We start from the raw sequence: 15,244 nt of genomic DNA, 5'->3' as shown, positions 1-15,244 counted from the left end.
GGTGCTGTTGACCAAGCCATACTGCTTTAAAAGTTGCTAAATCTAACTCTTCTTCAGTTGGACTACGTTCAGGCGTGAGTTTTGGTAACTCATGTTCATAAAGCTCACCATTTTTAATACCACAAATGAGTGTTTTAGCATCTGGATTTCGCTCAAATTCACCGCCTTCACCCTTAATCACAGCACTATTTTGATAGCCTAAGCGCAGTGCACTATGTTGATGAGAGGTTCTATACGCTGGATGAAATATAGCTTGTAAGGTAGCTTTAGCATTAAAAGGATTGATTAAGCGGGCTAAAGTATGGATAGGTGAGCGTAGGCCCATTACATTTCTTAAAGAAATTAGTTCACTTAAAACTGGTGAAATCACATCTAGTGGTAAGTATGCGAAATTTTGCTCTGCTAATTGTGTTCGTACTTCTTGTTCAGAATGACAAATTTGATAACCCAGATATTCTAAAACTTGCTCGGTATAGACGCGGTTAAGCGTGTGGCCTGATGCACCATGCATAACAATCTTATAGCCATGCTGGGCAAGTGTGAGAGCTGCTAACAAAAACCATGGGTAATGTTTGCGTTTGCCTGCATAAGATGACCAGTCTAAATCAACTTCCAAAGACTGAAAATTGAGTTGATCTCTAGTGGCTTGAACAAATCCCGCGAGTTCATCAATAGATTCTTCTTTAACACGAAGTAGCATTAAAAAAGCACCTAACTGCACATCAAGCACTTCACCTTTTAAAATCATGCTAAATGCTTGATAAGCTTCTTCATAGCTTAAAGAGCGTGAACCACTTTTTCCCTTACCTAAAATACGGACATATTGAGCGAATGGGTGTTCAGCATCTTTATAGATATTACGTTTAGTATTCATCGTGGTTCAAAAACAATAAAAATGATGGGATGTAGGCAGCTCAAAATGAAATGTCCACTAGTATTTAATCAATATGACATAAAAAACTGTCGAAAAAATATCAAAAGTGTTTCTTATACTAAAGTCTTAAGGCTGCATGAGTGTTTTTTGCGCGTATTAGCTAAAAATTTAACCGAATCATTATTTAATTCGAGTACACTTTCTCGTGCTTTTTTGAGCACTCATATCATAATTTTCTGTGATTCTCCTATATCTTCAGCTTTTTATTGAAAAAGTAAGAGGTTATTTCTAACTACTCAAAGTGGTTAGAAACTTCAGGTATTCTCCTGTTTTAGAAAACAACTTTTTTTGTTTTCATTGAGGTAGTAGGAAGGTTTTTTGTTTACAAAGAACCGTTTCCCTTTTGCGGTGTTCATGTGAAAGGTTAGGGCTGTGTATTCGTAAAGAATAGACGTTTCATTTTGGTATTTCCAACGGACTTGGAAATATAGATTGAAGTAAAGTTATGGCTAAAAAACCGATTTATAAATCACTTTATTTTCAGGTGATTATTGCGATTATTGCGGGTGTTTTGGTAGGGCATTTTTCCCCAAGCTCAACGCAAATTGTCAATGGTGTTGAACAGCATATCCCAGGTTTAGGTGAGAAACTCAAGCCATTAGGTGATGCCTTTATTCGTTTGATCAAGATGATCATCGCTCCAGTTATTTTCTGTACCGTGGTCAGCGGTATTGCTGGCATGGAAAGCATGAAGTCAGTCGGAAAAACTGGCGGCGTCGCGTTGTTATATTTTGAAGTTGTTTCAACAATTGCACTTCTGATTGGCCTTGTTGTAATTAACATTGCTAAACCGGGTGTAGGGATGAATATTGACCCTACAACTCTAGACACCTCGGGCATTCAAAAATACGTCAGTTCTGGTGAGTCACAATCTACCATTGATTTCTTAATGCACATCATTCCAGATACGGTTGTTGGCGCATTTGCAAATGGTGAAATCTTACAAGTCCTTCTTTTTGCAATTCTGTTTGGTTTTGCTTTACATAAGTTAGGTGATGCAGGACGTCCAGTTTTAAAATTTATTGATCAAGTTGCACATGTGTTCTTTAACATTGTGAACATGATTATGAAACTGGCTCCGATTGGTGCATTCGGTGCAATGGCATTCACCATTGGTAAATATGGCGTTGGTTCACTTGTACAATTAGGGCAATTAATTCTCTGCTTCTATATTACGTGTCTACTCTTTATCTTCTTGATTTTGGGTACAATCAGCCGTATGAGTGGATTCAGTATCCTCAAAATGATTCGCATGATTCGTGAAGAGTTATTAATTGTACTTGGTACATCTTCTTCTGAATCTGTTTTACCTCGCATGTTGCGTAAGCTCGAAATTGCAGGTTGTGAAAAGTCTGTAGTTGGTTTGGTTATTCCAACAGGTTATTCATTTAACCTTGATGGAACGTCAATTTATTTGACTATGGCAGCAATCTTTATTGCTCAGGCAACGAATACTCAGCTTGATATTCAACATCAGATTACTTTGCTATTAGTACTCTTAATCTCATCTAAGGGTGCGGCGGGTGTAACTGGATCTGGCTTTATTGTCATGGCGGCAACTTTGTCTGCTGTAGGACATATTCCAGTTGCAGGTTTGGCATTGATTTTAGGTATTGACCGTTTCATGTCAGAAGCACGTGCTTTAACTAACCTTGTTGGTAACTCTTTAGCGACAATTGTTGTTGCGAAATGGGTTGGTGCTTTAGATAAAGATAAGCTTAATGATGCTTTAAATAATCCAGATGAAGTCGACAGAAAAATGATGGAACCAAAAAGTCCTCAAGTCGCTGAAGGTCTAGATTAATTCAAATAAACCTATATAAAAAAGGAAGCTAAAGCTTCCTTTTTTATTGGCTGACTGAAAAGTACAGTTTTAATGAGCAGCTATGCCATGACAGTTGCTAAAAAAATGATTAGCATGCACAGCAATGAGATTCGATAAAACAATAAAGCTGAAGGAAAATATTATGTTGGCATACGATGCAGATTTAGAATTATTCCGTGATAATTTTAAACGTTTTATGAGTGAGCATATTGCGCCTCACTACGACCAATGGGAACGCGAAGGAATCATGCCGCGTTCAGTTTGGAATCAACTGGGTGAAAATGGCTATTTATGTGTGGATGTTCCAGAAGAATATGGTGGTTATGGGGTTCCAACTTACTATTCATTAATGTTAGTTGAAGAATCTGCACGTGCTGGCTTTTGTGCATTATCAACAGCTATTTCTTGTCACTCTGAAATTGCCGCACCGTATATTTTACATATCGGGACAGAAGAGCAAAAACAATACTGGTTACCGAAAATGGTAACTGGCGAAGTTGTTGGTGCAATTGGTATGACTGAACCAGGAGCAGGCTCGGATTTACAATCAATGCGTACTAGTGCCATCTTGCAAGACGATCACTATTTATTAAATGGTTCAAAAACATTTATTTCAAATGGACAGCATGCTGATCTTGTTGTGCTTGCAGTAAAAACTGATCCTCAAGCACGTGCAAAAGGTGTGTCATTGTTATTGGCAGATACACATCTGGAAGGGTTTAAAAAAGGCACAAATTTAGACAAAATCGGCCTGCATTCTCAAGACACATCTGAGCTGTTTTTTGACAATGTGAAAGTACCTAAAAACCAATTACTTGGTCAAGCTGGGCAAGGTTTTGCTTATTTAATGCAAGAGTTACCTCGTGAACGTACTGCAATTGCATCTACTGCAATTGGGGCAATTCGCGGTGCGATTGATTTGGCAACAGCTTATGTAAAAGAGCGTCAAGCATTTGGTCAACCTATTTCACAGTTCCAAAATACACGTTTTGTTTTAGCACAAGCAAAAATTGATGAGCTTGCAACAGCGGCTTTTTATGAAAGAAACGTTGCTTTATATCAAGAAGGCAAACTAGATGTAGAAACAGCTGCAGCATTGAAAAGTTTCAGTAGTGATATGCAAATGAAGGTTGCAGACAACTTACTCCAGCTTTTTGGTGGGTATGGTTATATGACTGAATATCCAATTTCACGTTTCTTTGTAGATGCCCGTATCCAACGTATTTACGGTGGTACAAATGAAATTATGAAAGAAATCGTAGCCCGTGGATTAATTGGCAAAGCCTAATTAAGCAGAGAAAAAACAGCCTGTCTTAGAACAGGCTGTTTTGTTTTTAACTATTTAGTCTTCTGTTGAATGACAGGATAGTCTTGTTGTTTCGGTAATTGCTGTAATGCATGATTCATCTTTTTTAAAAACTCATCTGCTTCATCTTGATGAAATGAATCTTCTGTGTATTCACTACGTTCTTGAAAGACGACACCACAACCAGTTATTTTCATATTTTCAGGATTAAATGACCAGTCATTTGGGTCCTTTAAGTTAATGTTTAAATCACTTTCACAGCTTTTCCATAAACGTAAAAACTCATTTGATAATTCTGCTTTAAATCCTCGTGCTGGATAGACCGAGAAGCCTTTCATTTCGGGATTCGAAAACTGTATAAACATGTCTACTGGCATACCGCCCCAAATGATTGCTGTATTTTCTGGTAAAGCAATCCCTGATAAATTTTTCTCTTTTAAAGCATGTGTTTGCTCAAATTTCTGCCTGAAATTTTGGGACTTATAGGTGAGCTTGGTTTTAGGTGGGATTGGAATACCACGAACTTGATTACTGACAGTTGTCATATAGTACGGAGAATTATCCCTACCATTGCATCCTGCGATTAAGGGGCAACCGCCACAAGCCGTTAAACTAAAACTTGTAAGACCCAGTAAGCCTAAAACAATAATTTTATTCATTCTATTTTACTGTTGTTATGACATATTGGGTCAGTATAACCAATCTATGCATTAAGAGGACTATCTTTAAGAACAACGAAATAATCATCTTTAAATGTAATTATGTTTTTACTTGGCTGGCTGCTGTGATGGCCCATCAAATAAAGATTTACAGCTTTCTAGGTCTTTGCACGAAGCAAACATAAGAGCTTTAGGTAGGCTCGCATACAAATTTGTAATGTGTTGTTCAGCAGGGTTATAAAAATGCCAATAAGTAAATTGATCTGAACGTTTATTTTCCAGTGCTTTAAAGAAATCTGTTTCGTTAAATTTATTATCAAGTTGAGTACGAGGCCCACCTTGCTCGTGTGTACCGACCGTGGTCAAAAGCATCGGAGAGTTGCTTTGTTTTTGACTTTGCCAATGATTTAACTGTTGGAATAACATGCCTTGGTCAAACCAAAGAGAAGGGCTGGCAGCAAAGTAACGCTGAAACGCATCTGGCTTTTGAAAAAAATGATAAAGAACTAATAAGCCGCCAAAAGAATGTCCATATAGGCTCTGTTGTTGACTATTAACTGGAAACTGTTTTGCAATTTCTGGTTTGAGTTCATCATTTAAAAAGTTGATGAATTTGTCAGCACCACCATATTTATATTTACCTTGTGCCTGAAATTCAGCAGAAGGTTTTGGTGTGTAATCATAAGCACGTTTTTGCACATCAAAAGTTTTTTGCTGCGGATAGCCAACCGCGACGATCATGAGCGGGTCTAGGCCTAATTTTGCTGAACCTGCACCAATAGACTGGGCAATATTGGCAGCACTTGGGAATGTTGCATTGCCATCTAATATATAAAGTACTGGATAACCATGTTGGGGTGGAGCAACGGGTGGTTTATAAATTTGAATAAGGTAATCATGGCCTGTATTTTTAGATTTAATTTGAAATTGTGCCTGATTATTTTGAAAAACGATTTTTGATTGATTTTGTGTAGAAGTTTGAGCTAAAACAGAGCTACTTATTAATGAGCTTAAAAGGAAACAACAAGGTAAAAAGAAAAATGATTTATGCATAATGGAGAATAATAAAATTTATTATATAAATTATAAATGAAAATCATTATCAAATAAAGCGATTCAAGGAATGTGTGCAAAAAGGTTAATGAAAAAAGCTCTTACAGCCATATTGCCTAACAAATCAAAGCAGACTATTGTTATACTCTCGTTTAAAAGATGATTTTACTGAGGCTGCATTCTAATGATCAACGATGATCAAAACAAAACGACTTCTCTTAGTTTAGAACAAATTCGCGAAGATATTGATAGCGTGGATCAACAGATTCAAGAATTATTAAATCGACGTGCAAGCCTTGCTGAAGCTGTTGCGAAAGCTAAATTTGCTTCCGAAGAGAATCCTTTGTTTTATCGTCCTGAACGTGAAGCGCAGGTCTTACGTAAAGTTATGGAGCGTAACCAAGGTCCTTTGTCTGATGTAACCATGGCACGTTTGTTCCGTGAAATTATGTCTGCTTGCCTTGCTTTAGAAGCGCCGCAAAGTATTGCATTTTTAGGGCCAGAAGGTACTTTTACTCAATCTGCTGTGCTTAAGCATTTTGGTAAAGATGCCGTTGTACGCCCACTCCCAACGATTGATGAAGTCTTCCGTGAAGTGGAAGCAGGTAGTGCACATTACGGTGTAGTTCCAGTTGAGAACTCATCTGAAGGTGTTGTAAACCATACCTTAGATTGCTTTAAAACATCGAATTTAAATGTGATTGGTGAAGTTGAATTACGTATTCATCATCAATTTCTTGTTTCTGAAAATACACGTAAAGACAGTATTAAGCAGATTTATGCTCATCAGCAAACTTTGGCTCAATGTCGCCAATGGTTAGATGCGCATTATCCTGGTGTTGAGCGTGTTGCTTTAAACTCAAATGCAGAAGCTGCCCGCCGTATTCGCAATGAATGGCATTCGGCAGCGATCGCATCTGATATTGCAGCAGGCATGTATAATCTTGAAATCTTACATAGCAATATTGAAGATAATCCAGAAAATACCACGCGTTTCTTAGTGATTGGCCGTGAAAAAATTCCACAAAGCGGCAACGATAAAACATCGTTATTGATTTCAGCACATGACCGTGCGGGTGCTTTACTAGAAATTTTAGCGCCATTTGCAAAACATAATATTAGCTTAACAAGTATTGAAACTCGTCCAGCATTACCTGAAAAGTGGGCATACGTATTCTTTATCGATTTAGAAGGTCATATCGAACAAGAGAATGTTGCTGCTGCGATTAATGATATTCGCCCAATGGTGAAAGAGATTCGTATTTTAGGTTCTTATCCTGCTGCTGTTCTGTAATCATTTATGTTGGAATAATGACATGCATCAAGATAAGCATGTCATTATGCTTAAAAACAAATTGCTCAATGGTTTAATTAACTTTGAGCAAAAGCAAAGTTGAAGTTATGTCACAACCCCTATTTAAAAAAGTTGCATTTATTGGTTTAGGACTCATCGGGTCGAGTTTAGCTCGTGTTATTGTTGCAGAAAAGTTGGCCACAACAGTTGTTGCATCTACACGCTCACAGAAAACTTTAGAAGATGCAAAATCACTTGGCTTAATACAAGAAGGATTTTCTGATCCTGTTGAAGCCGTGAAAGGGGCAGATTTAGTCGTTTTAGCCTTGCCAGTACGCGCTACACAAAAAGTGCTTGAGCAAATTAAACCTTATTTGTCAGAAACCACGATTGTAACTGATGTGGGAAGTACAAAAGGTAATGTCGTTGATGCAGCAAAAGCTGTATTTGGTGAAGATTTACCAGCAGGTTTTGTGCCGGGACACCCTATTGCAGGTAGTGAACACACGGGTGTTCATGCAGGTAAGGTTGACCTATTTGCAAATCACAAAGTAATTTTAACGCCGTTACCGACAAGCGCAGAATGGGCAGTTGATAAACTGATTCAACTTTGGTCAGCTGCTAAAGCTGAAGTCATTTGTATGGATGTTGCCAAGCATGATGAAGTGCTGGCGCATACGAGTCATCTACCACATTTAATGGCATTTAATCTGGTCGAGCAACTTGCAAACCGTGAAGATAATCTTGATATTTTCCGTTATGCAGCAGGTGGTTTTCGTGACTTTTCAAGGATTGCGGCCAGTGATCCTCAAATGTGGCATGACATTTTCTTTGCCAATAAAACCGCTATATTAAATGCTGTAGATGGCTTCGAAAAGCAACTTACCGTACTTAGAAAATTGATTGAAAACGAAGATTCTCATGCATTAATGGGTTTACTCGGCCATGCTCAGGCAGCACGTCAGCATTTCAATCATATGTTAGCCAAAAAACCTTTAATGGAGAAAAATAAGGTGACACAGCAATTCAGTATCTTACCGGGAAATAAGGCTTTTAAAGGTAAATTTACCGTACCGGGTGACAAATCTGTGTCACATCGCTCCATTATGTTTGGTGCTATTGCCGAAGGTACTACGCATGTAACAGGCTTCCTCGAAGGTGAAGATGCTTTGGCAACTTTACAAGCTTTCCGTGACATGGGCGTAAGCATTGAAGGCCCTAAAAATGGTGAAGTGACCATTCATGGCGTAGGCATGCATGGTTTAAAAGCACCTGCAAGCGCATTGTACATGGGCAACTCTGGTACAAGCATGCGTTTGCTTTCAGGCATGTTATCAGCACAAAAGTTTGATTCAGTGATGACAGGTGATGCGTCACTTTCTAAACGTCCAATGGAGCGTATTGCTAAGCCATTGCGTTTAATGGGTGCACAAATTCAGACTACTGGTGAGAAAGGTACACCACCTGTCAGCATTACTGGTGGTCAACAATTAAAAGCGATTCAATACGATTTACCTATGGCATCTGCTCAAGTGAAGTCTGGTATTTTACTTGCGGGCCTATGGGCTGAAGGTGAAATCTCTGTTACAGAACCAGAGCCAACTCGTGACCATACAGAGCGCATGCTTCGCGCATTTGGTTATGATGTTAAAACCGAAGGCAACAAAATTTCTCTTGTTGGTGGCGGAAAATTAGTAGGTACTGACATTCAAGTACCATCAGATATTTCATCTGCTGCTTTCTTTATGGTGGGTGCTGCAATTACTGAGGGTTCCGATGTTGTTCTGGAAGCTGTAGGTATTAACCCAACACGTACTGGCGTAATTGAAATTTTAAAACAGATGGGTGCTGATCTAACTGTTGAAAATGAACGTATTGCTGGTGGCGAACCTATTGCGGATATTCATATTAAAGGTTCACGCACGCTTAAAGGCATTCATATGCCAGAAGACCAAGTACCTTTAGCAATTGATGAATTCCCAGCTTTATTTATTGCAGCAGCTTGTGCCGAAGGCCAAACGGTATTGACTGGCGCGGCAGAACTTCGTGTGAAAGAGTCTGACCGTATTCAGGTTATGGCAGATGGCTTAAAAATCATGGGTATTGACTGCACACCAACTGATGATGGCATCATTATTGAAGGTAAAGGCAAATCTGGCGATTGGTCACCAATCTTTGCTGGTGGTGAAATCGAATCACATCATGACCACCGTATTGCCATGAGTTTTAGTATGGCAGGCCTTCGTAATTCTGGTCCGATTACAATTCAGGGTACTGAAACTGTGGCGACAAGCTTCCCAACTTTCACTGAGTTGGCGAATCGTGCAGGCTTAACAATCGAAGTTAGCCAATAACTTTTGACCTAACACATTTTATAATTGCTAACACAATAGCAACGGCAGCAGCGGGCTAAAGGCTTGGCTGCTGTTTGTTTATTGCTTATGCTAAGCGCAGATAATGATAAAAGTGTTAGGACAAAGGATGAAAAAATTACAATTTATTGCCAGTTGCCCACAACATGGGGTGCTTGATCATCCACCAAATGAATGCCATATCACTCAAGAATATGTAGCGGCTTTACTGTTTAAACAATTGGGGCATTATGGCTTTGATGCACAGCACATTGTGCATGAGCATGAAAAGGTAGAAGTCAGTATAGATAATCATCTTTTACCTTTGTCGATTACTTGTCAGAAAACAGACCATGAAGGGCATTTGATGTGTGAAATCTCTGCCAATCCTGATGAAGAACAAGACTGGTTTGAGAAAATCGAAACACAAAGCATTATTCGTCAGCTTGCACAGGCAGTTGAAAATAGTTTGAAAGCTGATCATAGCTTTTCAGCATTTGAGTGGAAAAACTAAAAAATACGGCTATAAGATTTATTTATGAAGTACGGCTTTTTAGAAAAGTCGTACAATTTCTTTAGATTAAAGATAAAAATACAAAATCTTTCCTGAAATTCCTACCTATCTTTAATGCATTGTGTATATTGAAATTATTAAGATATTTACATAATTAGAGTGTGGTTTTCATGACACAAGTCAATATTGCAGCATTATCTCCTCAAGTGGTTTGGCAGCATTTTCAAACACTTTGCACTATTCCTCGCCCATCAAAGCATGAACAGCAGCTTCGTAAGTTTTTACAAAACTGGGCTGAAAGTCGAAATTTAGAAACTTACATAGATGAAGTCGGTAATTTAATTATTCGTAAGAATGCGACTGCGGGTAAAGAACATGTGTCTGGCGTTATTCTGCAAGGCCATTTAGATATGGTCACACAAGCCAACACTGGCACAGTACATGATTTCTTTAAAGACCCAATTCGTCCAGTTCTTGAAGATGGCTGGTTAATTGCTAAAGATACTACTTTAGGTGCAGACAATGGCATTGGGGTAGCCCTAGCTTTGGCAGTTTTAGACTCAAATGATATTGCTCATGGACCAATTGAAGTTCTTTTAACAGTCGACGAAGAAGCAGGCATGAGCGGTGCACGGCTTTTACAGACAGGGGTGCTAAAAGGGAAATGGTTATTTAATATTGATACAGAAGAGTGGGGCGAGTTATATCTCGGATGTGCTGGCAGTATTGATGTTGAAGTAGAGCAGTCACTTACGTATGAACCAATTTCTGAAAATTTGACGGTTGTAAATATTCAGGTTGCTGGCCTTAAAGGTGGTCACTCTGGTGTAGATATTCATTTAGGACGTGGTAATGCCAACGTTATTTTAGCTCGCTTTCTAAATGAGTATTTAGCAAAGCTTGGTGGACGACTTGTTGAGTTTACAGGTGGTACAGCTCGTAATGCTTTACCTCGAGAAGCAGGGGCAACCATTGCAATTTCACCTAACCAATTACTTGAATTAGAACAATTACTCGCTGAATATCAAACAGCATGGAAAAACCAATTACAAGGTATTGATGACAACTTACAATTAACTATTCAACCTACAAGCGTTGAAGTGAATCAAGTGATTATTCAACAACAGCAAAATGAGTGGTTAAAGGCTTTGGCAACAAGCCCTTACGGTGTTGCAAGTATGAGTCAAGCTTTACCAGATGTAGTTGAAACCTCAAATAATGTTGGAGTGGTAAAAATAAATCGAGAAGGCGGAAAAGCTGTCTTAATGGTTCGCTCAATGGTGAATCAAGAAGCTCAAGACTTTGCAGAAAAAATTCAGGCACATTTTAGTCAATTTAATATTAGCTCTACACTCACGCCCTTAGTTTCGGGTTGGACACCAAACCCTGACTCAGCCGCTCTAAAATGCCTACAGCAGGCCTATCAAAATGCATTTGATATTGAGCCAAATCTAAAAGTAATTCATGCAGGCTTGGAGTGTGGGATTATTGCTGAACATTATCCAGATTTACAGATGGTTTCGTTTGGACCTGATATTCAAGGTGCACACGCACCGGGTGAACGAGTCAAAGTTGATACCGTAGAGAAATGCTGGAAGCTACTGGTAACCGCTTTAGCATCTGTAGAGTAATTTTTTAAGAGATAAGAAGCTCAGTTATGAGCTTCTTAAACTTTAACCTTTATATGGAAATGATCTGGATTTAACTCGACAAATTCGATTTCACAATCAATAAATTTTTCAATCATGGCTGCTTGAGTACGAGTATGTTCGCTAATACATTGTGCGGTGAATTCACCACCTTGACCTAAAGCTAAAGGTAGAAGCAATTGATCTGCCAAATACTCATCTACAACAGCCTGCGAAGATAAATATAGATTTACATCTTTTGCTAAATGATCAGCTATTTGCTCTGCACTTTTGCGCATCTCACCTAAAGCTGTAAACAGTTGAGTGTGATATTGATGAGAAACTTTCACATACATTGTATTGCCTTGGCTAATTCCATTTAAATGAAATTGCTGCTGAGAGCTTAAGTTTAGTTTTTTACTTAATGTGGTTAATTCACGTTGTGCTATCTGTGCTTCTTCTGAAAGATTTAATACAGCTGCAAAAGCTTCATTACCTTGCAAAGCACCACGATCTAATAAATTTAAGCTGTTTCGATCTTGCCATGGCTGAACGGTAACCTGAATTTCACCTGCGCCAATTGGAAAAAAGCCAGCTTTATTTAATCTAAAATCGACGTTAATTCCAATCTTCGCTAGAGCAGGTAAAAAGCAGTGTTCAATAAAATCTGCTGTTGGTGCAAGTGGGTTATGTGTACCCCCTGAAATGGTGAGTTCGGTAGCTTCATTTTGTAATAACAAAACAGGTAGAAGCGTTTGTAAAACCAGGGTTGTACTACCCGCTGAACCGATTTGAAATTGATATTTACCACTTTGAACATGCTGAGGTGCGAAATATAAACGTTGGCTATGTAATTCAGCACCCTCTACATAAGCTTGGCTAATTTGTTGAGATGCTTGTACACAAACCAAATGTTGACGCATTAACCCTGGTTTTTTACGTCCTGCACGTATATTAATTAATTCAAATGCCTGACCTGTAATCATTGAAAGGGCAAGGGCAGTTCTTAAAATCTGTCCACCACCTTCACCTTGTGAACCATCAATTTGGATGGTTTTGGGCATATTTGCCAAAGCTTTATTCACTTCTGTTTTCCTTATTTTCTAATTTAATAAACATACTGTCAGTACATGGTAATGCGAAGTAACGCGTAACTTTGCTTTTGACAAAGGTTTACTAGGTACATAGTGCTGAGTCTGATAAGTGAATATCGATGCACGACTCACATGCTGCCATAGCCGCCTGAATTATTTTCAATCCCTCAGATCGGAGTAACGCAGGATCTTGTACTCGCCCAGTATGTCCAAACTTTGATTGTGAAAATGATTTCACAAAATCTATTGTTTAATCGATTAGATCAATTTGCCAATTAGCCGCCTGAATTTTAACGTTTAAGTCACGGAGTTTCGCACTAATATCATCCGCCTGCTTTTGTAAGCTAGAAACAGGAATGACTTTCTTCCACTTAATTTCACGTGAGCTATAACGATCAGGTTCTCGATGCGTATTGGCAATCGCATCTATTAAAATCTTATGCTGTTCAGCATAACTATCGCGCAAGCTTAATAGGGACAACAATACTTTGCCATCTTCCAGTTTTGCTTGTGCATTGGTCAAGTGAATACGACAAATCAATTGATTGCTTTCCTGAGTTAAAGCGAATACTTGTTTGATGAGCTCATTTGGATCTTCACTAGGTTCATCACCTTCTTGTACCAATACATTGGCATTAATTCGTTGTTTTAACGAAGCAAGCTTTTTTTGTTGATCGCTTCGAAGTAAGAGTGCTTCTGCGAGTTTCATTTTATTTACCTTTTATTCAATATGTACAATCACTAAGTTCGAAATATTTTCTAATTGCATAGTAGTTTTTGCACATTCTGTAATGTCTTCTAAAGTTTCATCTTCATGCCAAGTTGTCATAAAGCAATGATCGGCTGGGGGTTGATAGTTGTAAAAAACTAGATATGTTTCGTCTAGAACATCATGCCAAACAGAACACTCATACCCTGTAACCATTGCTTGAATACAGTATTTTGAATAGACAATCTGCTCACAAATCCAATTACGCCATTCAGACAGAGTTTGATTAGTCTTTACAATCAAGATGATGGAATAGGGATATCTAGGCAGAATCAGATACTTTTCTTCATTTGCCCTGATTCTATAGCTTCGAATATCTAAACTATCTTTTTCCATAATCACCCTTTTACACACACCACTTGTCGTAAGGTGTACACTACTTCAACCAAATCGCTTTGTGCTTTCATTACATCTTCAATTGGTTTATATGCCGATGGAATTTCATCAATAACTGCTGCATCTTTACGGCATTCCACGCCTTCAGTTTGGGCGATTTGATCTTCAACAGTAAAGCGTCGTTTTGCTTCAGTACGGCTCATAACACGACCTGCACCATGCGAACATGAACAGAAAGATTCCTGATTTCCAAGCCCACGTACAATAAAAGATTTCGCACCCATTGAACCTGGAATAATTCCATATTCACCTAGACGCGCACGGACTGCACCTTTACGAGTGACCATCACTTCTTCACCGTAGTGTTCTTCCTTTTCCACATAGTTATGGTGACAGTTCACTGCTTCCAAACGTGCCTGAAAAGGCTTTGGTACAATAGTAGCCAAGGCTTTAATCGCAGATTGCATCATGATTTCTCGGTTCTTCATCGCAAAGCGTTGAGCCCAACCTACAGCAAACCAGTAATCATCAAAGTGTTCAGTGCCTTCAACTAAGTATGCTAAATCTTTATTTGGTAAATTAATAAAATGCTTCTGCATATCTTTACGGGCAAGTTCGATAAAATGATTACCGATAGCATTTCCTACACCACGAGAACCTGAATGCAACATAATCCAAACATGATCATGCTCATCTAGACAGACTTCGACAAAATGGTTTCCATTACCTAAAGTTCCCAAATGCTTACGGTTATTGGTGTTTTTTAAACGTGGATGTTTTGCACAAATGTATTCAAAATCTGCCACTAGATCGGACCAAGCCTGATCTACCATTTCTGGTGGAGTTTCCCATGACCCTCGATCACGTCCGCGCTTAGTCATTCCATGTGGAATTAATCGTTCTAGTTCAGTACGTAGAGCATGTAAGTTATCTGGTAAATCTGAAGCAGTTAAGCTTGTACGGGTTGCCATCATTCCACAACCAATGTCTACACCCACAGCAGCAGGAATAATTGCCCCTTTAGTTGGAATCACGCTACCAATAGTTGCTCCTAAACCGAAGTGTACATCTGGCATTACAGCCATCCATTTATAAATAAAAGGCATTTGAGCAGTTTGCAATAATTGTTGTTTTGAGTTGTCATCAACAAGCACGCCTTTAGTCCACATTTTGACTGGCATACTTTTTTCATTTTGCAGAACTTGATAAGAACGTTCTTGCTGCTTTTGTTCAAATTGAGCTTGTTGGTTAATTTCTTCAATGACAGACATTTTCTTTTCCTTTCAAAGCCTGCCTGCCAAGCGTTTGCAGGCAGGTGTTATTCACAAGATCCCAATGATGTTGTGTGCTTTGTACTATTGCATTGAGTGTGCCAACTTTTTTAAAAAGCATTTAATTTAATTGTAAATTATTGAAGATAATAAATAAAAATGATTTTATTTTATGTGGGATGAATTTTATTGGCAGTTTTTAATATTAAA

Annotated in this window: 13 protein-coding genes; 6 read left to right on the top strand and 7 right to left on the bottom strand. The window is 38.5% G+C overall.

Annotation, left to right across the window (positions count from 1 at the left end):
- Positions 1–874, bottom strand: an 874-nt coding sequence (locus UC75_RS06710; protein WP_049837099.1) for a glycosyl transferase family protein, incomplete at its 3' end; no start/stop codon positions are given.
- A 505-nt stretch (positions 875–1,379) separates the two neighbouring features.
- Here UC75_RS06710 and UC75_RS06705 point away from each other — a divergent pair.
- Positions 1,380–2,738 carry a dicarboxylate/amino acid:cation symporter gene (locus UC75_RS06705; RefSeq protein ID WP_049837098.1) on the top strand — a complete coding sequence of 453 codons (1,359 nt, stop codon included), beginning with the start codon at positions 1,380–1,382 and terminating at the stop codon, positions 2,736–2,738.
- 163 nt (positions 2,739–2,901) lie between these two features.
- Positions 2,902–4,047 carry an acyl-CoA dehydrogenase family protein gene (locus UC75_RS06700; protein ID WP_004791229.1) on the top strand — a complete coding sequence of 382 codons (1,146 nt, stop codon included), beginning with the start codon at positions 2,902–2,904 and terminating at the stop codon, positions 4,045–4,047.
- 50 nt (positions 4,048–4,097) lie between these two features.
- Here UC75_RS06700 and UC75_RS06695 read toward each other — a convergent pair whose 3' ends face one another.
- Positions 4,098–4,724 (bottom strand): hypothetical protein, encoded by a 627-nt coding sequence (locus tag UC75_RS06695; RefSeq protein ID WP_049837097.1) that lies wholly within the window; start codon positions 4,722–4,724, stop codon positions 4,098–4,100.
- A gap of 108 nt (positions 4,725–4,832) precedes the next feature.
- Positions 4,833–5,777 (bottom strand): alpha/beta hydrolase, encoded by a 945-nt coding sequence (locus tag UC75_RS06690; protein ID WP_049837096.1) that lies wholly within the window; start codon positions 5,775–5,777, stop codon positions 4,833–4,835.
- A 184-nt stretch (positions 5,778–5,961) separates the two neighbouring features.
- On the opposite strand from UC75_RS06690, the gene pheA reads away from it, so the two are divergent.
- The 4 genes from pheA (at position 5,962) to UC75_RS06670 (ending at position 11,567) form a co-directional block, all read left to right on the top strand.
- Positions 5,962–7,071, top strand: a complete 1,110-nt coding sequence (gene pheA, locus UC75_RS06685; protein ID WP_003650703.1) for a prephenate dehydratase — start codon at positions 5,962–5,964, stop codon at positions 7,069–7,071.
- A 107-nt stretch (positions 7,072–7,178) separates the two neighbouring features.
- A complete protein-coding gene (locus UC75_RS06680) occupies positions 7,179–9,425 on the top strand; it encodes a bifunctional prephenate dehydrogenase/3-phosphoshikimate 1-carboxyvinyltransferase (protein ID WP_049837095.1) in 2,247 nt (748 codons plus the stop codon).
- A 127-nt stretch (positions 9,426–9,552) separates the two neighbouring features.
- Entirely contained in the window at positions 9,553–9,936 is a 384-nt protein-coding gene (locus UC75_RS06675) for a hypothetical protein (RefSeq protein ID WP_005068294.1), read from the top strand.
- Between the two features lie 170 nt (positions 9,937–10,106).
- Positions 10,107–11,567 (top strand): aminoacyl-histidine dipeptidase, encoded by a 1,461-nt coding sequence (locus tag UC75_RS06670; RefSeq protein ID WP_049837094.1) that lies wholly within the window; start codon positions 10,107–10,109, stop codon positions 11,565–11,567.
- 35 nt (positions 11,568–11,602) lie between these two features.
- Here UC75_RS06670 and rtcA read toward each other — a convergent pair whose 3' ends face one another.
- The 4 genes from rtcA to UC75_RS06650 form a co-directional block, all read right to left on the bottom strand.
- Positions 11,603–12,649, bottom strand: a complete 1,047-nt coding sequence (gene rtcA / locus UC75_RS06665; RefSeq protein ID WP_049837093.1) for an RNA 3'-terminal phosphate cyclase — start codon at positions 12,647–12,649, stop codon at positions 11,603–11,605.
- Between the two features lie 259 nt (positions 12,650–12,908).
- On the bottom strand, positions 12,909–13,367 hold the full coding sequence (locus UC75_RS06660) for a DIP1984 family protein (RefSeq protein WP_005073494.1): 459 nt from the start codon (positions 13,365–13,367) through the stop codon (positions 12,909–12,911).
- 12 nt (positions 13,368–13,379) lie between these two features.
- Positions 13,380–13,763: a hypothetical protein gene (locus UC75_RS06655; protein ID WP_049837092.1), complete on the bottom strand. Its 384-nt coding sequence runs from the start codon at positions 13,761–13,763 to the stop codon at positions 13,380–13,382.
- A gap of 2 nt (positions 13,764–13,765) precedes the next feature.
- Positions 13,766–15,034 (bottom strand): RtcB family protein, encoded by a 1,269-nt coding sequence (locus UC75_RS06650; RefSeq protein WP_049837091.1) that lies wholly within the window; start codon positions 15,032–15,034, stop codon positions 13,766–13,768.
- Positions 15,035–15,244: the final 210 nt, after the last annotated feature.

The sequence above is a fragment of the Acinetobacter sp. V2 genome, from assembly GCF_001188385.1.
Classification (GTDB): domain Bacteria; phylum Pseudomonadota; class Gammaproteobacteria; order Pseudomonadales; family Moraxellaceae; genus Acinetobacter; species Acinetobacter oleivorans.
The sequence above is the reverse complement of the archived record's forward strand: the minus strand, read 5'-3'. Positions and strand labels throughout refer to the sequence as shown.